At 57.5% G+C, this 23,470-nt stretch carries 21 protein-coding genes; all 21 read right to left on the reverse strand.

From position 1 onward, the window contains the following. Positions 1-17: 17 nt before the first annotated feature. Positions 18-842 (reverse strand): enoyl-CoA hydratase/isomerase family protein, encoded by an 825-nt coding sequence (locus tag ACYZT4_RS07015; RefSeq protein ID WP_461986404.1) that lies wholly within the window; start codon positions 840-842, stop codon positions 18-20. Next, positions 823-1,713: a crotonase/enoyl-CoA hydratase family protein gene (locus tag ACYZT4_RS07020; protein WP_461986405.1), complete on the reverse strand. Its 891-nt coding sequence runs from the start codon at positions 1,711-1,713 to the stop codon at positions 823-825. Before ACYZT4_RS07020 ends, ACYZT4_RS07015 begins: the two co-directional genes overlap by 20 nt. 22 nt (positions 1,714-1,735) lie before the next feature. After that, complete coding sequence (locus ACYZT4_RS07025) at positions 1,736-3,271, reverse strand: class I adenylate-forming enzyme family protein (protein ID WP_461986407.1); 1,536 nt, start codon at positions 3,269-3,271, stop codon at positions 1,736-1,738. 110 nt (positions 3,272-3,381) lie between these two features. Next, positions 3,382-4,179, reverse strand: a complete 798-nt coding sequence (locus ACYZT4_RS07030) for a 2-oxo acid dehydrogenase subunit E2 (RefSeq protein WP_461986409.1) — start codon at positions 4,177-4,179, stop codon at positions 3,382-3,384. Between the two features lie 27 nt (positions 4,180-4,206). Beyond that, positions 4,207-4,437, reverse strand: coding sequence for a biotin/lipoyl-containing protein (locus ACYZT4_RS07035; RefSeq protein ID WP_461986411.1), 231 nt, complete (start codon positions 4,435-4,437; stop codon positions 4,207-4,209). A gap of 22 nt (positions 4,438-4,459) precedes the next feature. Further along, positions 4,460-5,455 (reverse strand): alpha-ketoacid dehydrogenase subunit beta, encoded by a 996-nt coding sequence (locus tag ACYZT4_RS07040; RefSeq protein WP_461986413.1) that lies wholly within the window; start codon positions 5,453-5,455, stop codon positions 4,460-4,462. Next, the gene (locus ACYZT4_RS07045; RefSeq protein ID WP_461986415.1) at positions 5,452-6,435 is read right to left on the reverse strand and encodes a thiamine pyrophosphate-dependent dehydrogenase E1 component subunit alpha; all 984 of its coding nucleotides are present in this window, start codon (positions 6,433-6,435) and stop codon (positions 5,452-5,454) included. Before ACYZT4_RS07045 ends, ACYZT4_RS07040 begins: the two co-directional genes overlap by 4 nt. Positions 6,436-6,477: 42 nt before the next feature. After that, the gene (locus ACYZT4_RS07050) at positions 6,478-8,184 is read right to left on the reverse strand and encodes an FAD-binding protein (RefSeq protein WP_461986417.1); all 1,707 of its coding nucleotides are present in this window, start codon (positions 8,182-8,184) and stop codon (positions 6,478-6,480) included. After that, complete coding sequence (locus ACYZT4_RS07055) at positions 8,181-9,542, reverse strand: aromatic ring-hydroxylating oxygenase subunit alpha (RefSeq protein ID WP_461986419.1); 1,362 nt, start codon at positions 9,540-9,542, stop codon at positions 8,181-8,183. The genes ACYZT4_RS07050 and ACYZT4_RS07055 overlap by 4 nt, the downstream gene beginning before the upstream one ends. Positions 9,543-9,725: 183 nt before the next feature. Continuing rightward, positions 9,726-11,276 carry a class I adenylate-forming enzyme family protein gene (locus tag ACYZT4_RS07060; protein WP_461986421.1) on the reverse strand — a complete coding sequence of 517 codons (1,551 nt, stop codon included), beginning with the start codon at positions 11,274-11,276 and terminating at the stop codon, positions 9,726-9,728. A gap of 38 nt (positions 11,277-11,314) precedes the next feature. After that, entirely contained in the window at positions 11,315-12,097 is a 783-nt protein-coding gene (locus ACYZT4_RS07065; protein WP_461986423.1) for an SDR family NAD(P)-dependent oxidoreductase, read from the reverse strand. Positions 12,098-12,194: 97 nt separating this feature from the next. Continuing rightward, a complete protein-coding gene (locus ACYZT4_RS07070) occupies positions 12,195-13,124 on the reverse strand; it encodes an electron transfer flavoprotein subunit alpha/FixB family protein (protein ID WP_461986425.1) in 930 nt (309 codons plus the stop codon). Between the two features lies 1 nt (position 13,125). Then, the gene (locus ACYZT4_RS07075; RefSeq protein WP_461986427.1) at positions 13,126-13,875 is read right to left on the reverse strand and encodes an electron transfer flavoprotein subunit beta/FixA family protein; all 750 of its coding nucleotides are present in this window, start codon (positions 13,873-13,875) and stop codon (positions 13,126-13,128) included. Between the two features lie 1,207 nt (positions 13,876-15,082). Beyond that, positions 15,083-15,949, reverse strand: coding sequence for an alpha/beta fold hydrolase (locus ACYZT4_RS07080; RefSeq protein WP_461986428.1), 867 nt, complete (start codon positions 15,947-15,949; stop codon positions 15,083-15,085). 1 nt (position 15,950) lies between these two features. Beyond that, positions 15,951-17,081, reverse strand: coding sequence for an acyl-CoA dehydrogenase family protein (locus ACYZT4_RS07085; protein ID WP_461986430.1), 1,131 nt, complete (start codon positions 17,079-17,081; stop codon positions 15,951-15,953). A gap of 80 nt (positions 17,082-17,161) precedes the next feature. Continuing rightward, a complete protein-coding gene (locus ACYZT4_RS07090; RefSeq protein WP_461986432.1) occupies positions 17,162-18,358 on the reverse strand; it encodes an acyl-CoA dehydrogenase family protein in 1,197 nt (398 codons plus the stop codon). A 9-nt stretch (positions 18,359-18,367) separates the two neighbouring features. Continuing rightward, the gene (locus ACYZT4_RS07095) at positions 18,368-19,237 is read right to left on the reverse strand and encodes a MaoC/PaaZ C-terminal domain-containing protein (RefSeq protein ID WP_461986434.1); all 870 of its coding nucleotides are present in this window, start codon (positions 19,235-19,237) and stop codon (positions 18,368-18,370) included. 48 nt (positions 19,238-19,285) lie between these two features. After that, a complete protein-coding gene (locus ACYZT4_RS07100) occupies positions 19,286-20,203 on the reverse strand; it encodes an SDR family oxidoreductase (protein ID WP_461986435.1) in 918 nt (305 codons plus the stop codon). Between the two features lie 91 nt (positions 20,204-20,294). Next, a complete protein-coding gene (locus tag ACYZT4_RS07105) occupies positions 20,295-21,119 on the reverse strand; it encodes an enoyl-CoA hydratase (protein ID WP_461986436.1) in 825 nt (274 codons plus the stop codon). 12 nt (positions 21,120-21,131) lie between these two features. Further along, positions 21,132-22,295, reverse strand: coding sequence for an acyl-CoA dehydrogenase family protein (locus ACYZT4_RS07110; protein WP_461986437.1), 1,164 nt, complete (start codon positions 22,293-22,295; stop codon positions 21,132-21,134). 20 nt (positions 22,296-22,315) lie between these two features. After that, on the reverse strand, positions 22,316-23,470 hold the full coding sequence (locus ACYZT4_RS07115) for an acyl-CoA dehydrogenase family protein (protein ID WP_461986439.1): 1,155 nt from the start codon (positions 23,468-23,470) through the stop codon (positions 22,316-22,318).

A 23,470-nucleotide genomic window follows, 5' to 3' on the forward strand; every position in this document is an offset into this window, starting at 1 on the left:
CGTCTAGGACATCGGGCCTACTGCCCTTTGAATTCGGGTTTGCGCTTGTCGCGAAAGGCTTGACGACCTTCTGATGCGTCAGCCGAGTTGACGGCCAACGCAACAGCGTTCAGTTCTAGCGCCAGGTATGCTTCAAAATTACCCGAGGTGGCGCGAAACAGTTGCTTGGCTAAACCGATGGAAAAAGTCGGGGCCTCAGCCAGTTCTTGGGCAAGTGCTTTTGCGGTAATCATCAATTGATCATCCTTCACGACCTTGCTCGCCAATCCCACCTCAAAAGCTTCCCGACCGCTCAGTGTACGGTTCAGGTACATAATTTCTTTGGCGCGAAACTCACCGCAATGGCGCGCCAACAGGTGCAGCATGCCGCCCTCGGGAACGGTGGCCCTAGCGAGAAACGCCGGGATGAACTTTGTGGTCTCAGACGCAATCAGTTGATCGGCGCACATCGCAAACGACCAGGCAATGCCCACCGTTGCGCCGCGCACCGCCGAGACCACGGGTTTATTCAGGTTGTAGAGCTTTAACGCGACCTGCTGATAAGGCACCAACGACCGTCGAGCATGGCTGACGCTCATCCGTGCGGGCGCCGAGCCTGAGCCCTTGACGTCGGCACCGGCGCAGAAGGCGCGGCCGGCCCCGGTCAAAATCAAGGCACGGATCTCCGGGTCACTCTCCACGCGGTCCAGATGCTCGATGATCAACTCCAGCATCTGCGGTGTCAGCGCGTTCAAGCTGTCCGGGCGATTCAGAGTCAAGGTCGCCACAGCACCATCAATCGTCAATTCAACATCCATAGCAACCATAGCAACGCTCTCCAATTCACTCTTGGCCACGGGCATAGAGCTTGATCATTCCATCACCGAACGGTTCGTCGCGGCGTTTGAGGGCATCCTTCAAGCCCAAGTTTTGCATGTCTTCTTTGAACTGCGTACGGCGCGGTCCTTGACATTGATGGGCACGGGAATCGTTCTCAACCGCTAGCCGCTGCAGGGTTTTTGAGCCAGACAACTCAAGGGCGAGGTTGACGATGCGCTTGTTGGCGGACAGCAGATCGGCGTCGACGAAGGACAAGCGTCGGGCCAGTTCATCGACAGCCTCGTCAAGCTGGTCAGACGGCACCGCATCCAGCACCAGACCCAGCTTGGCCGCGTCGCGCCCCCACAGTGAATCGCCGGTCAGCAGCATGCGTTTGGCCCACTGCGGGCCCAAGTGGTAGAACCACATGTGCGCCGGTGGCGACCCATTGGCCCGTGTGGCTGGAAAGCCTATCTTGGCGTTGTCGGCAGCCAGCACCATGTCGCAGGCCAGCGCCAGATCAGTACCCCCCGCCAGGCAATTGCCATGGACCCGGGCGATGATCGGCTTGTGGATTTCGGCGAACAAATTGATGGTTTCGTTCTGCCGCTCCATTGACCAGCAGTCGTCATCAAAATTTTTCTGCGTACCGCGATAGTCCGTCGGGTTCGCTTCAGAGATGTCGCCATAGGTACTGACCAGGTCATAGCCTGCGCAGAAGTCTTTGCCAGCGCCTTGAAGCACAATCACGTTGACTGACTTCAGGTCGTCTGCCTCAAGCAGCGCCTGTTTCAATTCGCGAAGCAGGACATTATTGATTGCGTTGCGCTTTTCAGGACGGTTGAGGGTGATCCGGGCCACGCGATCAGCCACCTCGAATGTTACGCACTCATTGGACTGCAGCCACTTAGCCATGTTTTTCTCCGCTCAATGCGTTTTAGACGCTGCGTTGACGTTCGCGCAGAACGACTTTGTTGATCTTGCCGGTGGCCATGCGTGGCAGTTCGTCGATGAACTCGACGGTTTTCGGGCACTTGTAGCTGGCGAGCACCGCTTTGCAATGGGCAATCAGGTCTTGCTCGGAAAGGGCTGCACCGGGTGTCAGCACAACGATGGCTTTGACCGACTCACCCCAGCGTGGATCCGCTACGCCAATCACTGCCGATTCGACTACCATCGGGTGCAGTTCCAGGGCAACTTCAACCTCCCGGCTATAAATGTTTTCACCACCGGAGATGATCATGTCTTTCTTGCGATCAACCAGAAACACATAGCCCTGGGCATCCTGATAGCCCATGTCTCCGGTGTGGTACCAACCGTTGCGCAAGGCCTCGACGGACGCTACCGAGTTGTTCCAGTAGTTGCTCAGTTGTGTGCTGGAACGCAGCACGACTTCGCCCGGCGCACCGACCTGACAATCCTGACCCTGCTCATCGACGATTCTAAGTTCGATACCTGGGCAGGGATATCCGACGGACTCCAGCCGATGAAGCTGCACTGGCGTCCCTTCTGCGACCACTTCATGGCGCGGCAGGAAACAGGCGTTGCTTTCGGTCATTCCGTACTGAATGGAAAAAATCGGACCCAACAGGTCCATGGCGCGTTTGAGCAATGGCACAGGAATCGGTGCCGCTGCGGTGACCACATGTTCAAGCGAGCGCAAATTGAAATCAGCCACGCCTGGTACATCCAGCAACGCTTGCAGCATTGCCGCGACCATGAAGGTAAAGGTCACGCCCTCCTCCTGGACGGCCTGCACTACGGCCCTTGGATCAAAGCCTTGATGGATAATCGTGGTACCGCCTAGCCAGGCGGCCGCATTGACGAAACCGACACCGCCGATGTGGAACGCCGGTGTCGTCTGCAATACCCGTGTGGAGCCTTTGAACTCCGATACCAGCGCACAGCTTTCCGCAGTGCCGCACATTGCATGATGGGTACGCACTACGCCTTTGGGGCGACCAGTAGTGCCACTGGTGTACATCAGATAGGCGTAGTCTTCTGCGCAAGAGCGGATTGGCGGCCCGTCAATATGGCCTCGGTCCATTGCACTCTCAAACGACTCGGCCCATTCAGGTCCTTCTCCGATGCAGATGAAATGTTCAATGCTCGGCAGGTCTTCACGCAGTTGCCCCACCACTTGAGCAAATTGGGCTTCAAATACCAGCGCTTTGGGCGAGGCGTCTTGCAGGATGTAGAGCATTTCGCGAGGCGCCAGACGAAAGTTGACCGTCGCGGCAATCAAACCAGCCCATTCGCAAGCGCGATAGGTCTCGAAGTACTCAATGTTGTTCATCGACAGGATGGCCACCCGATCCTGTCGACGCAGCCCCTGCATATATAAATGGCTGGACAGGCGTTTGGCACGTTCCGCGAGCTGGTGGTTAGTGATCCTGCGTGAAGCCGAAACGAGGGCTTCTTTATCAGGAAAATACCGAGCATTTCGCTCGATCATCTCACCCAGTGTATTCATCGAAATTCCGTCTTTATTATGTTGTTGAACGGTTCGAAAAAGCCCTAACGAAGAGCGGGTTCGTTAAGCGAGCGGTTGTTTGTCGGTAACAGGCAACCACAGTGCCGCGGTTATTTTTGCAACATCCAGGACTCCAGTGCCGTGACGTCGGCGAGCAGTTGAGCCAGCTTTGCGGTAAAGCGAGCAGCATCGGCACCATTGATGACTCGATGGTCATAGCTCAACGAAAGCGGCAATGTAAGACGCCAATCAATCGCGTCATCGGAACCTCGCCGTGGCTTTTCGTCAGCGCGAGTCACACCCAAAATGGCGACTTCCGGCGCGTTAATAATGGGGGTGAACGAAGTGCCGCCAAAACTGCCAAGCGAGCTGATGGTGAAACAGCCACCTGACATCTCGGCCATGCTCAAGCCTTTATCCCGAGCTTTGCTGGAAATGCTTTGCAGCTCGGCGGCAAGTTCTGCCAGGCTTTTCTTGTCGCAGTCACGCAATACGGGCACCAACAGTCCGAAGCGCGTGTCGACCGCCACTCCGATGTGAAAATACTTTTTCAACACCAGATGTTTACCGCTGCCGTCGAGCGACGCGTTGAATTGCGGAAACGCTTTAAGCGCAGCGACGACGGCTTTGATCAGGTATGGCAGCAACGTGAGTTTGGTCGCTTCGCCGGCCGCATTGCGCGCCTTGCGTTGCAACTCAAGGATCGTGATGTCCGCCTCGTCGTTGTGGGTCACATGAGGAATCATCACCCAATTGCGCGACATGTATTGCGCGGTCAGCTTCTGTACTCGCGACAGCGGTTTGCTATCGACTTCTCCGAACTCGCTGAAATCCACCTGTGGCCATTGCGGCAAGTCACTGCCGAAGGCCGTCGGCTTCGGGACATCTATCACTGTTTCACCGCTCATCAGACTTCCCCTTGCGTGCCAAAAGGCTTAAACGATCTCGGCCAGCACGGCGCCGACTTCGTAGACTTCGCCCTCCTGGGCGAAGATCTTCAATGTACCGCTGACCGGTGCTTCGATTTCCTGGACCGACTTGTCGCTTTCAAGCGAGTAAAGCGCTTGTCCTTCCGTGACTGTCGCCCCGTCGTCAATCAGCCACTCACTGATGGTTCCTTCATTCATCGAAAAGCCGAGCTTGGGCATGAGTACTTGTGTTGTCATCGCGGTGTATTCCTTCGGTTGATCACTTCAACGTGGCGCGGATCGCCGCCTCGATTTGCTCCAGACCCGGGACATAGGCGTCTTCGAGCGGTTTGGAGAAAGGCACGGGCGAGAAATGCGAACCCACCCGTTGCACAGGCGCCTTGAGTTGCGTGAACAGTGATTCGTAGATACGCGAGGCAATCTCGGCACCCACGCCGAAGGGTTTCACCGCCTCGTGCACGATCACGGCACGGCCGGTCTTCGCCACCGAGGCCAAAATGGTGTCGGTGTCCATGGGCGCGATGGTGCGCAGATCGATTAGCTCCACAGAGATCCCTTCTTCGGCCAATTTGTGAGCCACTGCGCTGGCTTCCAGCACCCGACGGCTATAGGTAATCAGCGTCACGTCCTTGCCTTCTCGCAAGATGTTGGCCTTGCCCAACGGTATTTTTTTGCCGCGTTCCGGCGCCGCACCGGGCGTCCAATACGTCGGCATGTTTTCAATGAACAGCACGGGATCATCGTCCTCAATTGCCGAGAGCATCAGTCCATACGCATCCGCGGGGCTGGAAGGAGCGACTACCTTGATCCCGGCGACGTGAGCAAACCAGGCCTCCAGGTAATCGGCGTGCTGGCCGCCGGTCCCAAAACCGGCACCGGTCATGGTCCGAATGACGATAGGCACGTGGGTTTGGCCGCCCGACATGAAGCGCAGCTTGGCAGCGTGGTTGACGATCATGTCCATGGCCACGGTGGTGAAGTTCATCAGCATGATCTCGGCCACGGGACGCATGCCGACAATCGCGGCACCAATCGCTGCGCCGATGATTGCCTGCTCCGAAATTGGCGTGGAGCGCACTCGTGAGTCGCCGTATTTAGTCGACAGACCGCGGGTGACGCCTACGATGCCGCCCTCCTCCTTATCGCCGACGTCTTCGCCGAGTACGATCACATTCTCATCAGCGGCCATGGCGTCATCCAGGGCCAAGTTAACGGCCTGGATCGTGTTGAGCTTGGTCTCTACTTTCTGGTTCATACGCTCACCTCATCCTTGTAGATATCGCGGTTCAGTTCGGCGAGATCCGGATACGGGCTGGAAAGTGTGAATTGGACGGCTTCGTCAATATCGCGTTCGACGGCAGCTTCAAAACTAGCAAGTTGGTCTTCGCTGGCATTACCCGTCGAGATCAACCAGGCGCGGAACAGTGGTACCGGATCCTTCGCGATCCAGGCGTCCTTTTCACCCTTGTCCATGTAGGCATCGACATCGCCAAACACATGACCATGGAAGCGGAAAGTTTTGGCTTCGATAAGCGTCGGGCCACCCCCATTGCGGGCGCGCTCAATGGCGTCTTTAGCGGTGTTGTACATCGCAATCGGATCATTGCCGTCGACCGTGATACCGGGCATGCCATAACCCGCAGCGCGCATGGAAATATTCGCTACCGCGGTGCTATAGGCGTATTTGGTGTGCTCGCCGTATCCGTTGTTCTGGCAAACGAATACCACCGAGAGTTTCCACACCGAGGCCAGGTTCAATGACTCATGGAATGCACCAATGTTGCTGGCGCCATCACCGAAGTAGGCAATTGCCACACGCTTTTCGCCGCGAATCTGTGCTGCCAGAGCCAGGCCATTGGCGATCGGCATCGAGCTGCCGACGATGCCAGTGGTGACCATCACGCCCGTCGCCGGGTGCGTCACGTGCATCGGCCCGCCCTTGCCTTTGCAGGTCCCGGTAGCACGGCCACCGAACTCAGCCCACAGGTCTTTGAGCGGGATGCCTTTGGCAATCATGTCGTGCACGCCACGGTAAATTGTGCAGATATAATCGTCATCAGTCAGGTTGGCCGACACTGCCGAAGGGATGACTTCCTGGCCGCGAGGCGAGTAGTACGGCATGACTAATTTGCCGGACTTGATGACGGCACGGAACCGCTCATCGTTCTGTTTTATACGGGTCATGCGCTGGTAGATATCAACCAGCGTGCCACTGTCTGGAAGTGTGCCTGCCATGATATGAATCTCCGTTGAAGCGGTGGCGAATGGGTTCGAGGGTTACCAGATCTTTTCTACGCCCGCCGAGTGCTGCGCGGCGATGTAGGCGAAAATGAACGAGGCCGCAATGCTGGTTCCCGCCCCCGGATAACAACGCCCGGTGACACCTGCCGTCGAGTTGCCAGTGGCATAGAGGCCTTGGATGGTACTGCCGTCCTCTTTTAGGACCCGAGCATACTCATCGGTGATCAAGCCACCCGCGGTCCCCACGTCGCCCGGGTACATGCGCACGGCGTAAAACGGCCCTTCTTCAATGCTGCCCATATTTGGATTAGGCTTGACCGTCGGGTCGCCGTGGCAGCGGTCAAAGGCGCGGGAACCGCGTCCGAAGTCTTCATCGACACCGCTTTGGCAGAAGCCATTGAATCGTGCCACCGTCGCCGCTAAACCGGCGCGATCAATGCTGCATTTGCGGGCCAATTCGTCGAGGGTGTCGGCTTTGATCATGTAGCCGCTGTCCAGCCACTGCTGTGGGATCTGCCCAGGCATTGCAGTGCCCCAGGGGTAGAATTTGCGTTGACGACTGTCCATGACCACCCACGCCGGAACTGCCTTGCCGGTCTCGGCCTGGCGTTTGTACATGCGCTGCCCGATTTCCATGTAGGCGCCGGCTTCGTCGCAAAACCGCTGGCCATCCTGGTCGACCATGATCGAATACGGCAGCGACAAATCCAGGTGGTGCATGAACGGCAATGGTTTGCCATCCGGCGTCAGCGCTCCTTCTGGAAAACTTTCGTTTGGCCCCAGGGAGGTCACTACCCACCAGGACTCGTCCATGCAATCCACTGCAGCACCCTGCTTCATCGCTGCCTGAATGATCTCACCGGTATCACCCAGGTTGGCATTGGTCCAACCGGCCGAGGACGGCTGCGGCTGGTATTGCTTGCGCATGGCTTCATTGCGCGAAAAGCCACCGACATTGATCAGAACACCCTCGCGCGCTTGAATGCGCACGGATTTGCCGTCGCGTTGCGCCAACACCCCAACCACCCGACCGTCTTCGACCACCAGATCGGTGACCGGGGTATCGGTCCAGATCGGCAGGTTATTCTGCAGGGTCATTTGCAACATCCGCCCCTGAATCGCCGCGCCGCCGCCCAGCACCACTTGTTTGAGCAGCTTCTGTTTGAGTATGCGCAGGCCCAGTTTCATCGCCATGCGTTTGCCGGCCCAGGTGCGCTTCATCAGGAACAATGTCGGGTATTCATTTGTGGTGGCTGGAATGCCGGCACCGCGATAGCGCGAAAGCTTTTCGGTCCACGGCCCCAGTTCATTGATGTTGAACAGCTTGGCGATCAACGAACGACCGCGAGGTTCACCCCCCGGAAGCTCATCGTAATAGTCGGACCAACCATCGGCGTACTCGAACGCCATGCCTTTGCGCTCGAGAAAATCGACCATGATCGGACCGGTCTTGAGGAACGCCTCACGGCGGATCGGCGATGTTGACGGCCCGTCATAAGTAACGGTGCTGTCCATGTACTGCCGAGCGCGCTCATAGGAATCCTGCACACCGTGGCGCTTCATTACGGCATTGTTAGGTACCCACCACACGCCGCCCGAATATCCGGTCGAACCGCCGACCTGGGATTGCTTCTCAATGATCAAGGCTTTCTTGCCCAGTTGCTGCGCCATCAGTGCAGCGCACATCGAGCCACCACCGCTGCCAATGATCAACAGATCATAGCTATCATGCCAATCACTCATCGGGTGGTCTCCTTACCATTGATGTACTCGGCCAGCTCGCGATGGAAATTGGAGATGGAGGTTTCCTGCAGCGGATTGGTCCGGGAACCACTAAAGCCACGTGACTTCATGCCTTGCTGCACTTGCCCCATGTTCATGAAGTCCTGACTGAGGATCACGCCAAAGTTTTCTACCGTGTTGACTTTCCAGTCATCCACGCCGTGATACAACTCACGGTTAAGCTTTGGCTCCGTGCCCGGCGCGTAGCGTTTGAGCGACCAGATATCAAAGATGCACGAGTCCGGGTTATCGCCGTCCGGGCGGGCGCGGTAGAACAATGCGCCATCCGGATACAGCAGGAACACCAGGTTTGGAAATACATGCCAATCCGTGCCCGCGCGACCCATTTGCTCAAAGGAAATATCCGGCCAACCGGCGCCATCAGCAATAGCCGCTTCCCGCTGAAATTCCATGGCTTTGGACAGGACCAGGAATTGGTCCTGAGTGGGCTCCAGTTCGGTCATGAGGCGCTTGGTGGCTTCGTTGTCGCGGTCGGTGAAGATAGCTTTCAACTGGTCTTCCATCAGCTGATAGAACTTCACCAATCCGGGACGGATGTCGTCCGGGATTGGCTTGCCAGTACGCGAAGAAGGCGTACCTGGCATACGCGTAGCGGTGGAATAGCCGAACATGCCGTGCTTGCCAAAAGCAAAGCTGCGGGTCACGTCGTCACCTTGGGTATCGAGAATCTGCGGGTGCGTGGCGGCCACGTGGTAGCCCTCGGTAAAGGCTTCCTGCGCCACTTTCCAGTTGCAAGGCAGCTTCACCGACTTGTACCAGCGGTAGCGCATTTTTTCGAATTCGTAGCAATCGGTAATCTCTGGGACCGGCGCCAAGTACTGGGCCAAAGGCTCGGCCAGCGGGTCCATGTTAATAAACACGAAGCCGCCCCAGGTATCGACCAGCACTTCTTTGAGCGCCAGGTCTTCCTTGTTCATGCTCGGGCACCCCGCCCAATCACTCTCATCAAGAATTCGCAGCACACTGCCATCCAGGTTCCACTGCCAGCCGTGGTAATTGCAATGGAACTTGGTGGCATGCCCACAGCCCGCTGTCAGCCGCCGGCCACGGTGCTGGCAAACGTTGTAGTAGGCCTTGATTTTATCGCCGGTCAGGCGGGTGATGATGATTGAGTCACCGATGACATCAAAGGTCACGTAATCGCCAACATTCGGGATCTCCTCAAGCCGGCAGGCGACCTGCCAGACTTTCGGCCACATACGCTCGTTTTCGAGCTGCAGGAACTTGGGAGAGATGTACCCGTCACGTGGGACAAAATCTTCTCGAATCGGCTGAGGGGCCGTTTCATGAACAGTCATCAGAAATCCTCCGGTATCTGGCAGCTCACTGCCTTTTATTGTTTTCGGTACAGGACTATCGATCTAAATCATCATCGGAACGGTGCAATTGGCTGTTTTATGAACGGTGTTCATAACTATAAACAGCGCACAAATGAGTGTCAACGTACTTCGCAAGCTAAGCATTGGCTGAAAAACCCTGAATTAGAGCGCTTTACCAGGCGCCCCACGATAAAGTTCACGCAGCAGCATTTTGTTCACCTTTCCGCTAGGCAGCCTAGGCAGCTCTTCTACCCAGTCGACACTTGCCGGCTTCTTATAGCGGGCAATGCGGGTGGTGCAGAACTCGATCAGTTCGGCTTGGGTGATAGTCATGCCCGGTTTGCGCACGACCACGGCTTTTACCGCCTCCCCCCACTTTTCATGCGCTACGCCGATGACCGCGACGTCAGCCACTGCAGGGTGATGCATCAGCGCCTGCTCGACCTCCTGGCAGTAGATGTTCTCGCCACCGGAAATAATCATGTCCTTCTTGCGGTCTACCAGGAACAGAAAACCGGCTTCATCCATCCAGGCCATATCTCCCGTGCGCAACCAGCCGTCGCGAAGCGTTTCGATAGTCGCTGCGCTGTTATTCCAGTAGTACGCCATGTTGGCGGGCGAACGCACCAAAATCTCGCCCGGCGTACCGCAGGGGCAATCCTGATCATGCTCGTCCACCACGCGGATGTCGCAATAGGGCATCGCCTGGCCAATCGAGCCCAGGCGTCGTACCTCTTCCTCGTTACCTTCGAGTTTATGCAAATGCCTGTGCAGGACCGTACCGCTGGTCTCGGTCATGCCCCATGAATTGACAAATATCGGGCCAAGCAACTCGACGCCGCGCTTGAGGACGGCCACTGGCATAGGCGCTGCCGCGTAGAGAATAGTTTTCAGACTCGACAGATCGAAATCCCGGATCGTCGGCAGGTCCATTACTTGCTGGACAATGGTCGGAGCCATATGGACGGTCTCGATGCGCTCACGCTCGATGGTCCGCAAGACTTCCTCGGGCTCAAACTTGCGATGCAAAACCACACAGCCGGCGTGCCAGAACTCAGATAGCATCATCGAGATCCCACCGGCGTGGAACATCGGCATCATCACCAGCATTCGGCCGTTAGTGCGGATATCCATAGTGGCAGACTGGTTCTGAGCCAAGGCTAAATCACCCTGTTGCGAGCGCGCCGCACCTTTGGGCCGACCTGTGGTGCCGCTCGTATAGACGAGATGAACGATGTCCTCCGGTAGTGCGCGCAACCCAGGCCCGGCAGGGTCCCCATTTATTAGACATTGTTCGTAAGGTTGCGCCCACGCGGGGCATTGGCCGATGCACACGTAATGCTCGATGTCAGGCAAGCCGGGACGCAACGAATCGATCAATTCGGCGTATTGGTCTTCAAAGATCAGCACCGACGGCGAACTGTCACTGAGGATGTACTGCAATTCCGGTGCAGCCAGCCGAAAATTGACGGTGGCGCAAACAAACCCGGTCAGTTGGCATGCAGCAAATACATCAAAGTACTCATTGCAGTTCATTGCCAGAATTGCCACGCGATCCTGATGACGCATGCCCAAGCGATGCAGGCTCGACGCCAGACGCTGGCTGCGCTCCAGTAACTGGGCGTAGGTGATGCGGCGTTCTTGATAAACCACTGCTTCCTGCGTTGGAAACAGACGAGCGTTGCGTTCCAGCAGCTCTGCGAGCGTTTTCAAAGTGACTCTCCCAAAAAAACGACCTGTTTAACCTGCCCTCAGGTCACGGACATTGGCAAACAAAGCACCTCGGATACGCCGCCATCTACCATCAGGGCATGCCCATTGATATAAGAGCTGGCTTCACTGGCAAGGAAAATCGCAGCGCCCTGAAGTTCTTTCGGATCACCCCAGCGCCCCAGCGAGATATGACTGCGCACCGTCTCCATCAACGCAGGGTTGGCGACCACCGGCTCAGCCATGTCAGTCAGGAAGTAGCCGGGGCAGATGGCATTGCAGCGGACACCGCTGGCGCCCAACTCACCGGCCAGGGACTTGGTCAGGCCAATAACGCCGTGCTTGCTGGCCACATAGGCCTGCAATTTCTCTCGACCGATGCGCGATACGTATGAACCGATATTGATGATTGAACCGCTGCCCTGGCGAAGCATGGGGCGGGCGGCTTCGCGAGCCAGCAGATAGGGAGCGGTCAGGTTGGTGCCCAGCGTCCTCTTCCAGTCGTCCAGCGAGGAGTCGAGCAGCGGTTGCCAAATACAGATGCCGGCATTGTTGATCAAAATATCCAGGCGGCCGTGTCGAGCGATGATCGATGGGATGGCGGCCATAACGGCCACTTCGTCACTGAGGTCAAATGCCTGGGCATCCGCCTGGCCGCCTATATGGCGAATGTCATCGACAACCGCCAATAGCGCAGCGTGATCGCGGGCGGCCAGCACCACATGAGCACCTGCTTCCGCCAGCCCATAGGCCATGGCTTTGCCCAAGCCACGTGAAGCTCCGGTGACCAGCGCCACTTTGCCTTCCAGCGAAAAGAGCTGCATAGAACGCCCACCTTCTTATCGTTATAAGCCCGCTAAACCGCCGGTCTCTGGCAGCAAACCTCACCCGTTTTATTTACCGTCGCAGCCGTAGAAAAACTTACCCTAAAGCACCTGTCAGCTCAGGCACCGCTTCAAACAGGTCAGCGACCAACCCGTAATCCGCCACTTGAAAAATCGGCGCATCAGGGTCCTTGTTGATCGCAACGATGACTTTGGAGTCTTTCATACCGGCCAGATGCTGGATGGCTCCGGAGATTCCGACGGCAACATAGAGATCAGGTGCGACGATCTTTCCGGTCTGCCCAACCTGATAATCGTTGGGCATAAAACCCGCATCGACGGCAGCCCGAGAGGCACCGACAGCGCCGCCCAAGTTGTCCGCGAGTCTTTCCAGCAGTTTGAAGCTGTCCGCACTGCCCATGCCGCGACCACCTGAGACCACAATGGCCGCGGCCGTCAGTTCCGGGCGATCCGAACGCGTCAGCTGCTGATTGATAAACCGCGAGGAGGAACAACTCGCGGCCACCGGAATTTGCTGGATGGAGGCTTGTCCGCCACGCGGGGCAGCATCAAATCCCGTGGAGCGAATGGTCACGACGATAACAGGATCGAGGGTCTGAACAGTGGCCAACGCATTGCCGGCGTAAATTGGCTGGACGAAGGTGTCGCTCGCCAACACTTCGATGACATCGGAAATCTGTGAGCTATCAAGCAAGGCCGCTACGCGCGGCATAAAGCTTTTGCCCACCGCACTGGCTGCGGTGACGATGTGCCTGTAATTCCGGGCCAGATCAAGCACCTGAGCCGCGAGATTTTCCGCTTGCGCATAGCCATGGCCTGGGTCATCGGCCTGCAATACCTTGGTGACGCCAATAATGCTCGCCGCCTCTTTGGCTACGGCCGAGCATTGGTGCCCAGCCACCAGCACATGCACCTCATTGCCCATCTGCAAGGCCGCGGTCACGGTATTGAACGTAGCACTCTTGAGCGCGGTATTGTCGTGTTCGGCAATTACCAGAACGGCCATATCAAATCACCTTGGCTTCAAAACGGAGTTTATCGATCAACGCTTTTACATCGGGTACCCGTACACCGCCTTTGCGCGCCGCTGGTTCGCGAACGTTCAAGGTCTTGAGACGCGGAGCAAGATCGACTGAAAGCTCGGCAGCACAGAGCGTTTCGAGTGGCTTTTTCTTTGCTTTCATGATGTTGGGCAACGAGGCATAACGGGGCGTGTTGAGGCGCAGGTCGGTGGTGATCACGGCGGGCAGGGACAACTCCCGGGTTTCAAAGCCGCCATCGACTTCTCGTGTGACAACTACGGTGTCACCCGACAGCTCAACCTTGGAGGCGAACGTCGCTTGAGGCCACCCCAAAATCGCGGCGACCATTTGCCCAGTCTGGCAGGCATCGTCGTCAATGGCCTGTTTGCCAAGAATCAATAACTTCGGCTGCTCCCGTTCGCAAATAGCCTTGAGCGCCTTAGCCACACCCAGCGGCTGCACCTGGATGTCGGTATCCATCAGGATGGCCCTGTCCGCACCTAAGGCCAACCCTGTGCGCAGCACGTCCTGACACGCTTGGGTGCCGATCGACACCAGAACTATTTCCGTTGCGATGCCAGCCTCTTTCAGCTTGACCGCTTCTTCAATGGCGATTTCGTCGAAAGGGTTCATCGACATTTTCAAATTGCTGAGGTCGATCCCCGAACCATCCGGTTTGACCCGGGGTTTGGCGTTGTAATCGAGAACCCTTTTAACGGCGACCAGCACTTTCATAACGGACTCACCAAATACTTGAATGTCGTTCACCATACTGAACTGCGTTCAGGATATCTGTCAATCCTGAAAAGCCTATGTCCGAATCAAGCAGCCACTATCTTCGCGCCCAATACCGAAGCCATGCCCACAGAACGGCGCGATTTGAAGCAAATTGAAGCTTGTGAGCCATGCGCGCGAGACCGTAGAACTGACATCGATGTGCAGATCCAGGCACTTGGAGATCGGTTAAGCACTGAGGGATGGACCTCGTCCTTTTACTGATGTCAACCAAGCACCTGTGCCACTTTCAGCCGTATGTCGGGCCAACCTTGCGTGAAATCTGCGGCATGCTATTTATATTTGTAAACGATGTTCACAATATACAAACAAGATGGCAGAATGAACACGTTTAAGATTCCATCCAGACTGGCGCCGGTTGCAATTCGAACAGGCGCTGGACTCCCTGATAACACTGCTTACAGGCAGGTAAAGACATGAAAATAATAATAAGTGCGTGTTTTTTATTTCTCTCGATCATGGTGTTTGCGGTCGCCCTTAATGAAATGCGGATCGCGGACCTTCGGGCGGCAATGACCGATTGCCGGGTCAACCTCTACCAGTGTGCAAACCCGTCTATGAGTTTTGCGTCGCTTCACTGAGGGATGCCCTGAACCCATTCTGCAGCACAGGGCCCCTGTCCAGTGGTCAGAACATACATAAGTAATGACTTATTCACAAACGATAAGTGCGCTTCCCGATCCTGGTGGCGTATCTATGCATGAGCGCCTGTGTTGGGCGCTTATGCATGCGACGGCGCCAGTAGCGGAATGGCTCTGCCCAGTGGAGCATTTCCGGACACCTACAGATCCACCCATAGATCCTGAAAATGGCGGGTTTGTTCAGAAGCCCGCGATGGGCAGAGACATTCACCGCGTTACACCTGACTCTTTCTGCGGACTACAGAGCTTTGCTGGCGGGTTAGCTAAGTGATAGGCGATGCGCATCAGGCCAGCACCTTGCTTGGTTCACTGGCGAACATTATTTTCATTCGTGTGCTATGTTGCTGCGTGCACGGTACCTGCGCAGGTGACCCGTACTCGCAGGAGTTCAGCTCTACACAAACGCGGACAGCCAATCGCATCGCTCACAACTACGCGAACAACGGATTGTTGGATTTCTGAAGGAGAGTCGATGCAAGCCGGACCACCAAGACTTCGCTTGGTGGTCACGACAAAAGAGCGCGCAGGGTACTGATCAATGCCAGCGGTTGATCCAGCATCAAGTGGTGATATCCATCCGGCATGATTACCGGCCCTCTGGCATTGGGCAGCGTCGCCAAGACTTCGCCAATTCTTTTTGCCCGAACGCCGTTCACAACTTCACTGTGCTCGCCACAGACGAAATCCAGCGGCACAGTAATGCCTTTCAACACGGATTCACCGTCGCGCTCGAATATCGCAAACGGCAGGCTGGGGTCGAACTTCCAGGTCCAGCCCTGATCAGTCTCGCGTAGCGAGTGACCGGCAATGTATTCGCGGGCCCAATCATGCGCGGGCTGTTCAGGTAGCAGACGGAAGCGTTGAATCGCCGTTGCGGCATCCGGATAGACATTGCCGCCGTACTGACGCGGCATAGGCGGCGTGTCTGTATTGATAAAGGCTACGAAACTGTCGACCACGATGGCGTGATCAATCAGCTCGGGAAACACCGAACACGCCCGAAGTACGCGGGTGCCGCCATAGCTGTGACCGATCAGGGTAGCCGCGCCCATTTCGGCGTGCTCGATCACCGCCCGCAGATCATCGACAAAAATTTCTGCACTGTAGTCTTGCCGCCAGGCACTGTCGCCCATGCCGCTGAAGTCCAAGGCGTACACACGATAGTGTTCGCAAAAGAACGGCGCGATAAAATCCCACCAATGTGCGTGGCCACGGTAACCATGGGCAAACAGCAGCGCCGGCTTGTGCCGATCCTCCTCATTCCAGGCCAGATAGTGCACCGCGACCCCGTCACTCGACGCGTAATGGGATTGCGCGGTGCAGCCGGTAGCCTGGTCGAACCAGACCGGTGCTTGTTCAGTGAAGGCCGTCATATCAAAGCCATTCGCTGTAGCGTTCGACATGGTGATCGGAATCACCCCAGGTCATGTCAATGCAGGTCAAGCGTTTGAAATACCAGCCTGCCGCCAGTTCATCGGTCATGCCCATCCCACCGTGCAGTTGCACCGCGTGCTGTCCGATGAAGCGCCCTGCCCGACCGATCAAGGCTTTGGCCGCGGACACCGCCTTGCGTCGTTCCACGGCCGGCCCGTCGAGACAGGATGCCGCGTACAGGGTGATTGACCGTGACTGTTCGACATAGCTCAGCATGTCGACGAGGCGGTGCTGAAGCGCCTGAAAGCTGCCAATCGGTTTGCCAAATTGCTTGCGGGTCTGCAAGTAGTCGACTGTCAGTTCAATCAGCCGGGCCATGCAGCCCACTGCCTCGGCACACAGCGCAAACAGCGCACGATCGACTGCCCACTCCAGGTCGTCGAAACCGAGATCAACTTGGCCAAGCAAGGCCTCAGCATTTACTTGCACATTGCTCAATTTGATCTCGGCGACACGTTGGCCGTCGAGCCCGGAAAAGCCCCTGATCTCAACACCGGTGGCCGCCGTCGGTACTAGAAACAGACTGATACCCTGCCGTTCGCGCTGCTGGCCAGAGGTACGCGCAGAAACGATGAGCCAGTCAGCCGAGTCACCATGCGCCACCACCGCTTTCTGGCCGTTGAGGATAAAACAATCACCTGAGCGCTTGGCCTCGGTCAAAATATCGCTCAGGTCGAAGCGTGCTTGTGGCTCAAGTGCCGCCAGTGCTACTCGCAACGAGCCAGATGCCAATTCGCCGAGTAAATCGCTTTTAAGCGCGTCGGTTGCCGATCTACCAATCAGTCCTGCCCCGACCACGGCGGTGGGCAGGTAAGGTTCGAGCAACAAACCCCGACCAAAGGCTTCCATGACCATCATTATTTCTGCGGGCCCGGCGCCCAAGCCACCGCAGGTTTCGGCAACGTTCAGAGCCAACAAACCAGTGTCGGCCAGCGCGGTCCAGTTTTCCGTGGACCAACCCTGTGCGGTCTCCGCCAGTTTGCGGCGGCTTTCAAAGGCGTACTCGCGCTCTATGAAGCGATTGACCAGGTCGGTCAGCATTCTCTGTTCTTCGTTCAGCGAAAAATCCATGGCAGTACCCTCATGGCCAACCCGCCCCTTGCAGGCTCTGCGCCCGCACGGGTCAAGCGAATCGGCTGATCCGTCGACATTCAGAGGCCAAGGGTCAACTTGGCGATGATGTTCTTCTGTACCTCGTTGGAACCGCCATAGATCGAGATCTTGCGCCAGTCGAGGTAATGTGGAGCCAAGGCGTTGAGCAACTCGCCATTGGCCGTGTCGACCTGCGAATCGGCGTCCATCGCCTCGCTGGAGAACGGCACCGCGTAAGGACCGGCACATTCCATGATCAGTTCGGTCAGGGTTTGCTGGATTTCAGAGCCACGCACCTTCAACAGTGAAGCTTCAATGCCCTTGCCCTGCTGTTTTTGCTCCTGGTCGATTAAACGCAGCAAGGACCATTCATGGGCCAGTAGCTCCATTTCGATACGCACGACTTTGTCGCGAAAGCGCATGTCTTCAATCAGTGGCTTACCGTGTTTGCTGACGCTGGCGGCAATTTCCTTCAAGCGCCGCATGAAGCGCTTGCAGTTACCCAGTCCGGCAATGTTGGTGCGTTCATGGCCCAGCAAATATTTGGCGATGCTCCAGCCACGGTGTTCTTCGCCCACCAGATTTTCGACCGGGACCTTGACGTTATCGAAGAACACTTCATTGACGTCATGCCCTCCGTCGAGGGTCTTGATCGGGCGTACCTGGATGCCCGGCGTACTCATTTCGATTAACAGGAACGAGATACCTTCCTGCTGGCGCCCCGACGCATCGGTTCGCACCAGACAGAAGATCCAGTTCGCCCATTGGGCAAACGACGTCCAGATTTTCTGCCCGGTGACGCGATAGAAATCGCCGTCGCGTTCGGCCCGGCAACTCAGCGATGACAGGTCGGAACCTGCGCCCGGCTCCGAATAACCCTGACACCACCAATCCTCCATGCTGAGAATGCGGGGCAGAAAGCGATCTTGCTGAGCTGCAGTGCCAAATTTTTGCAGCACCGGCGCGACCATCGACAGACCGAACGGCATTTGTCTGGGCGCGCCGGCACAGAAGCATTCTTCGTCGAAGATATTGCGTTGCGCCGAGTTCCAGCCGGCACCACCAAAGGGCTGCGGCCATGCCGGGGCGCCCCAGCCCTGGGCCGCGAGGATACGCTGCCAGCGGACGTAATCCTCGCGCACCAGATGCTGGAAATTAAGCACACGGTCGCGGATATCGGTCGGTAGTTTGGCGGCAACGAACTCACGCACTTGCTGACGAAAGGCTTTGTCTTCCGAGCTTTCATTAAGATTCATGGGGTTATCTCAATTCAGTTCAATCAGGCCGTTATTGAGCACCACGACATCGCGTGCATCGATCCGAGCGCGTAAGTGCCACTGGCCGTTGTCACCTTTCCAAAACTGAAAACGCAAGGTTTCGCCGGGGTAGACCGGTGCTGTAAATCGCGAGGCAATACGCGTGAGGCGGCTGGCATCGCCAGCGGCCAGGCAACTGATCGCCGCGAACGCGGCCATGCCGTAAGTGGCTAGGCCGTGCAAAATAGGCTTGCTGAAGCCGGCTTTAGCCGCTATCTCGGGGTCGGCATGCAGCGGATTGGAGTCCCCCGACAATCGATAGATCAGCGCCGCCTGGACAGGAGAGGTCAACTCGAACTCTGCATCTGGGGCCCGTTCCGGTGCCGCTGGCAACCCCGCCGGAGGCTCGTCGCTGACGCCCGAGGCCTCACTAAAGCCGCCGTCGCCCCGTAGAAACGAGATCTGTCGGGTTTCGGCAATCCGTTCACCGCTGGCGGTATCGATGATGTCGCGCAGCAGTTCGACAATAGCGCCTTTGCCGGCGCCTTTGTCGCAGATCCGGCTGACACGGGTTCGACTGGTCACCGTGCCACTGGCAGGCATCGGTTTGAACAACCGGGTGTCTTGCTCGCCGTGAACCAGTTTGAGGTAGTCGATACCGGTCTCAGGGATGCGCATCCAGGACTTTGGCCAGGCAATCGCCGCGGCAAGGGTCGGCACCGACTGCAGGTCTTTTTCGTAGGTGAAGCGCAACTGAGTGGCGTCCATCGGATCGCCGCCCACGCCCAAGCCGAGGGCATAGATGATGCTGTCGCGCTCGGTCCAGGTCTGGGTGACTTCTTCAATGGGCCAGTGTTTGACTTTGTCGTAGTTCAGCATGTTCCGATCCTCAGAGTGTCCAGACGCAGTGATGGAATAACCGACGGCTTAGATCGGGTCCCAGCTGTAGACCTCATGGGTCTGCTGCAGCGGCAGAAAACTCGCGCGCAAAGCTGGAATGGCGTGTTCGGCGACCGATTGCGCGGTCCAGCCGGCATCGCGGTGCACCGAACGAACCACCCGTGGCTGGCTGACCAACATGATTTCGTTGGAGCGCACGTAGAAAATCTGCCCTGATACGTCTTTGGCCGCGTCGCTGGCCAGAAACACCGCCAAGGGCGCCTGCTTGGACGGGTGCATCATTTTTTCCATGCGTTCGGCTTGCAGCTTCTTCTCCGGCGTGTCGGTCGGAACGGCTCCAATCATGCGGCTCCAGGCGGCCGGCGAGATGCAGTTGGACCGCACGCCAAAGGCTGCCATGTCCAGCGCAATGGCCTTGGACATGCCAACGATACCCAGCTTGGCCGCGGCATAGTTGACCTGTCCGACGTTACCCACCAGACCGGTGTTGGAGGTCATGTGGATGTATGAGCCGCCGTTTTGTTGGCGAAAGTGCGGAGCAGCGGCACGCGCCAGGAAGAACGAACCGTTGAGGTGAACGTTGAGCACCGCCAACCACTCTTGTTCGTCCATCTTGTGGAACATGCGGTCACGCAGGATGCCCGCATTGTTGACCACGACATCAATGCGGCCAAAGGTGTCCATGGCGGTCTGCACGATGCGGTGTGCTGAATCCCAGCCCGCCACGCTGTCGATACTGGCTACGGCTTCACCGCCAAGCGCCTTGATCTCATTAACCACGCGCTGCGCAGGACCGGCATCCTCACCCTCGCCGTGCACCGAAGAGCCGAGGTCGTTGACCACCACGCGGGCGCCCTCAGCGGCCATTTCCAGAGCGATGGCACGACCGATACCGTTACCGGCACCACTGACCACTACGACCTTCCCTTCCAGCATTGCACTCATGTCTGCGTCCTCTTGTCATTATTCGAGCGCCGGGAGCAGTTCCCGCAACGCTATCGCTGTCACACGTATCACCTGAACCCCAAGGAGTCGCTTACAGGTCGTCCGGAAATTGGGGTTGGCGTTTCTCCATGAAACTGGCGATGCCTTCTTTGTAGTCGGGGCCCTGATTGGCAATCGGCATGTCCAGCCCGGCACTCATCACCGCTTCATGACAGGTCTGGAATGGCACTTCCCACAGTTGCAGCTTCATCACCCGCATTGAACGAGGGGAACAATTCTCTGCCAGGTCCCGGGCATAGGCGTACGTCTCTTCGACCAACCGATCGGCCGGGATAGCCCGGTTGACCATCCCCATGCGCTCGGCTTCCCGGCCTTTGATCTTGCGCCCCGACAACAGCAGGTCGAGGGCATGGGCATGGCCGACGTGGCGTTGAAGGATCCACGCCATGCCGTACTCCGCCGTCAACCCGCGACGGGAGAACGCGGTGGTGATGGTGGCGTCTTCGGCCACGAAACGAATGTCGCAAAACAGCGCGTGGATCAAGCCGATCCCGACGGTGGCGCCATTGAGCATGGCAATCACCGGTTTCGGAATCGCCGGATAGTAGGAACAGCGCGTTTGCCAATCCGGCCGCTGACGCATGTCGAACGGGCGCGGCAACTTGGTCATCAGCTTATTGGGGTCGCCGCCAAAACTGTTGATGTCGCCCCCGGCACAGAAGGCTTTTCCCGCACCGGTGAATACGATGACCCGCACGCCTTTGTCGGCCCCAGCCCTCTGCATCGCGTCGTAAACTTCGGTAGCAACTGCGTCGTTCCAGGTATTGAGCTGATCGGGACGGTTAAGGGTGATGGTCGCGATCCGATCCTTGACGTCATACAGAATCGTTTCGTAGCGCGGGGTTTCAATGCTCATGCGCGACTCCTGTCAAAAAGAACGTGGCAGGCCGAGGATGTGCTCGGCCACATACGAAAGAATCAAGTTGGTGGAGATCGGCGCAACTTGATACAGACGCGTCTCCCGGAACTTTCGCTCGACGTCATATTCGCAGGCGAAACCAAAGCCGCCGTGGGTCTGCAGGCAGGCATTGGCGGCTTTCCAGGACGAGGTCGCCGCCAGGTGCTTGGCCATGTTTGCTTCGGCGCCGCAAGGTTGATGGCTGTCAAACAGCGAGCAGGCCTGGTAGCGCATCAGGTCAGCGGCGCGGATGTCCATGTAGGCTTCGGCAATAGGGAACTGGATGCCCTGGTTCTTGCCGATTGGCCGGTCAAACACGATGCGGTCATTGGCATACTGGGTTGCACGGTCGACGAACCAGTAACCATCACCGATGCACTCGGCAGCAATCAGCGCCCGCTCGGCGTTCAGGCCATCAAGGATATACTTGAAGCCCATGCCCTCCTCGCCAATCAGGTTTTCCTCGGGGATTTCCAAATTGTCGAAGAACAACTCATTGGTTTCGTGGTTAACCATGTTCGGAATGGGCTGCACGGTCAGGCCATTGCCGATGGCGCTATGCAGGTCGACCAGAAAGCACGACAAGCCCTCTGACTTCTTCTTCACATCGGCCAGCGGCGTGGTCCTGGCCAAAAGAATCATCAGGTCTGAATGCTGTACCCGGGAGATCCAGACTTTTTGCCCGTTAACCACGTAACGACCGTCCTTCTTGACGGCCATGGTTTTCATCTTGGTCGTGTCGGTACCGGTCGAAGGCTCGGTCACCGCCATCGACTGCAAGCGCAATTCACCGCTGGCGATCTTCGGTAGGTACCGCTGCTTTTGAGCTTCAGAGCCGTTACGCAGCAAGGTGTTCATGTTGTACATCTGGCCGTGACAGAAGCCGGAGTTGCCGCCATTACGGTTGATCTCTTCCATGATCACCGACGCTTCGGTCAGTCCAAGACCTGAGCCACCGTATTGCTCCGGAATCAGCGCCGCCATCCAGCCCGCATGGGTCAGGGCATCAACAAACGCTTCCGGATAGGTGCGCTCGTGGTCGATCTTGCGCCAGTAGTCGTTCGGGTACTCAGCACACAAGTCGCGCAGTGAGTCGCGCAGATCGCGGTACGGATCGTTGTTTGCGTGTTTCATCTTGTTATTCTCCGGAAAGATCAGGCGTTCTCTGCGATCAGGCCGCCATCGCGGGCCAACTGAGCCAGGTGGTGATCGGTATCACCGAACATGAATTCGAGCATCGACAACCGACGCATGTAGTGGCCGACCTGGCACTCTTCTGTGACACCGATGCCGCCATGCAACTGCACCGCTGTTTGCGAAACGAAACGTGCCGAACGGCCGATTTGCACCTTCGCTGCGGAGATCGCCCGACGGCGCTCCAGCGGGTCCGGATCATTGCTCATCATGCTGGCATAAAGCGCCATGCTGCGTGCCTGTTCGGTCATCACCAGCATATCCACCGCCTTGTGCTGCAGGCTCTGGAATGAACCGATGGCCACCCCAAACTGTTTGCGCACTTTGAGGTATTCCACGGTCAGGGTCTGCGCTTGCTCCATGGCACCCACCGCTTCGGCGCACAGGGCCGCAATCGCGGCATCGACCGTCTGCTCAATCGACACCAGTGCCTGCCCGGCTTCACCCACCAGCGCTGCCGAGCTGACCCGAACCTGGCTAAAGGTGATGTCGGCCGCGCGCAACTGGTCCTGCATCTTGTAGCCGCGACGTGCAACGCCCTCAGCTTCGGCGTCGATCAGGAACAAGGCGATTCCCTCACGCTCACAGCGGCCACCGCTGACACGGGCTGATACCAGCAGCTTGTCGGCGCAGTCACCGTGCAGCACGAAACGCTTGGCGCCGTCGAGTATCCAGTCATCGCCGTCACGCTGAGCCGTGGTCGCTACATCAGCCAGGTCATAACGGGACTGGGTCTCACTGTGGGCGAAGGCCAGCAGCAACTCGCCGCCGATCAGCGCTGGCAGCAAGTCCGCACGTTGTGCAGGGCTGGCCGCTGCGCGTAACAGACCGCCCGCCAGCACCACCGTTGCCAAGTAGGGTTCGAGCAACAATGCGTGCCCCATGGACTCCATGACAATCATGGTCTCCACCGAGCCACCGTCGAAGCCGCCGTCCGCCTCGGAAAACGGCAACCCGAGCAGCCCCAGCTCGGCAAACTGCGCCCACAACCGCCGGCTCCAGCCAACCGGTTGGACCTGGTAGCGCGCACGCTGCTCGAAGCTGTATTGATCGGCCACCAGACGCTCGACCGCGTCCTTGAGCATGCGTTGTTCTTCGTTGAGATCGAAATTCAT

This window comes from Pseudomonas sp. GB2N2, from assembly GCF_054897705.1.

What these genes read in the sequence shown, in the direction of transcription:
- ACYZT4_RS07045 (WP_461986415.1), bottom strand. Translation starts at nt 6,435, where the DNA reads ATGGCAGGCACACTTCCAGACAGTGGCACGCTGGTTGATATCTACCAG.
- ACYZT4_RS07020 (WP_461986405.1), bottom strand. Translation starts at nt 1,713, where the DNA reads ATGGCTAAGTGGCTGCAGTCCAATGAGTGCGTAACATTCGAGGTGGCT.
- ACYZT4_RS07110 (WP_461986437.1), bottom strand. Translation starts at nt 22,295, where the DNA reads ATGAAACACGCAAACAACGATCCGTACCGCGATCTGCGCGACTCACTG.
- ACYZT4_RS07015 (WP_461986404.1), bottom strand. Translation starts at nt 842, where the DNA reads ATGCCCGTGGCCAAGAGTGAATTGGAGAGCGTTGCTATGGTTGCTATG.
- ACYZT4_RS07085 (WP_461986430.1), bottom strand. Translation starts at nt 17,081, where the DNA reads ATGGATTTTTCGCTGAACGAAGAACAGAGAATGCTGACCGACCTGGTC.
- ACYZT4_RS07070 (WP_461986425.1), bottom strand. Translation starts at nt 13,124, where the DNA reads ATGGCCGTTCTGGTAATTGCCGAACACGACAATACCGCGCTCAAGAGT.
- ACYZT4_RS07030 (WP_461986409.1), bottom strand. Translation starts at nt 4,179, where the DNA reads ATGAGCGGTGAAACAGTGATAGATGTCCCGAAGCCGACGGCCTTCGGC.
- ACYZT4_RS07040 (WP_461986413.1), bottom strand. Translation starts at nt 5,455, where the DNA reads ATGAACCAGAAAGTAGAGACCAAGCTCAACACGATCCAGGCCGTTAAC.
- ACYZT4_RS07090 (WP_461986432.1), bottom strand. Translation starts at nt 18,358, where the DNA reads ATGAATCTTAATGAAAGCTCGGAAGACAAAGCCTTTCGTCAGCAAGTG.
- ACYZT4_RS07115 (WP_461986439.1), bottom strand. Translation starts at nt 23,470, where the DNA reads ATGAATTTCGATCTCAACGAAGAACAACGCATGCTCAAGGACGCGGTC.
- ACYZT4_RS07075 (WP_461986427.1), bottom strand. Translation starts at nt 13,875, where the DNA reads ATGAAAGTGCTGGTCGCCGTTAAAAGGGTTCTCGATTACAACGCCAAA.
- ACYZT4_RS07080 (WP_461986428.1), bottom strand. Translation starts at nt 15,949, where the DNA reads ATGACGGCCTTCACTGAACAAGCACCGGTCTGGTTCGACCAGGCTACC.
- ACYZT4_RS07105 (WP_461986436.1), bottom strand. Translation starts at nt 21,119, where the DNA reads ATGAGCATTGAAACCCCGCGCTACGAAACGATTCTGTATGACGTCAAG.
- ACYZT4_RS07035 (WP_461986411.1), bottom strand. Translation starts at nt 4,437, where the DNA reads ATGACAACACAAGTACTCATGCCCAAGCTCGGCTTTTCGATGAATGAA.
- ACYZT4_RS07095 (WP_461986434.1), bottom strand. Translation starts at nt 19,237, where the DNA reads ATGCTGAACTACGACAAAGTCAAACACTGGCCCATTGAAGAAGTCACC.
- ACYZT4_RS07025 (WP_461986407.1), bottom strand. Translation starts at nt 3,271, where the DNA reads ATGAATACACTGGGTGAGATGATCGAGCGAAATGCTCGGTATTTTCCT.
- ACYZT4_RS07050 (WP_461986417.1), bottom strand. Translation starts at nt 8,184, where the DNA reads ATGAGTGATTGGCATGATAGCTATGATCTGTTGATCATTGGCAGCGGT.
- ACYZT4_RS07055 (WP_461986419.1), bottom strand. Translation starts at nt 9,542, where the DNA reads ATGACTGTTCATGAAACGGCCCCTCAGCCGATTCGAGAAGATTTTGTC.
- ACYZT4_RS07100 (WP_461986435.1), bottom strand. Translation starts at nt 20,203, where the DNA reads ATGAGTGCAATGCTGGAAGGGAAGGTCGTAGTGGTCAGTGGTGCCGGT.
- ACYZT4_RS07065 (WP_461986423.1), bottom strand. Translation starts at nt 12,097, where the DNA reads ATGCAGCTCTTTTCGCTGGAAGGCAAAGTGGCGCTGGTCACCGGAGCT.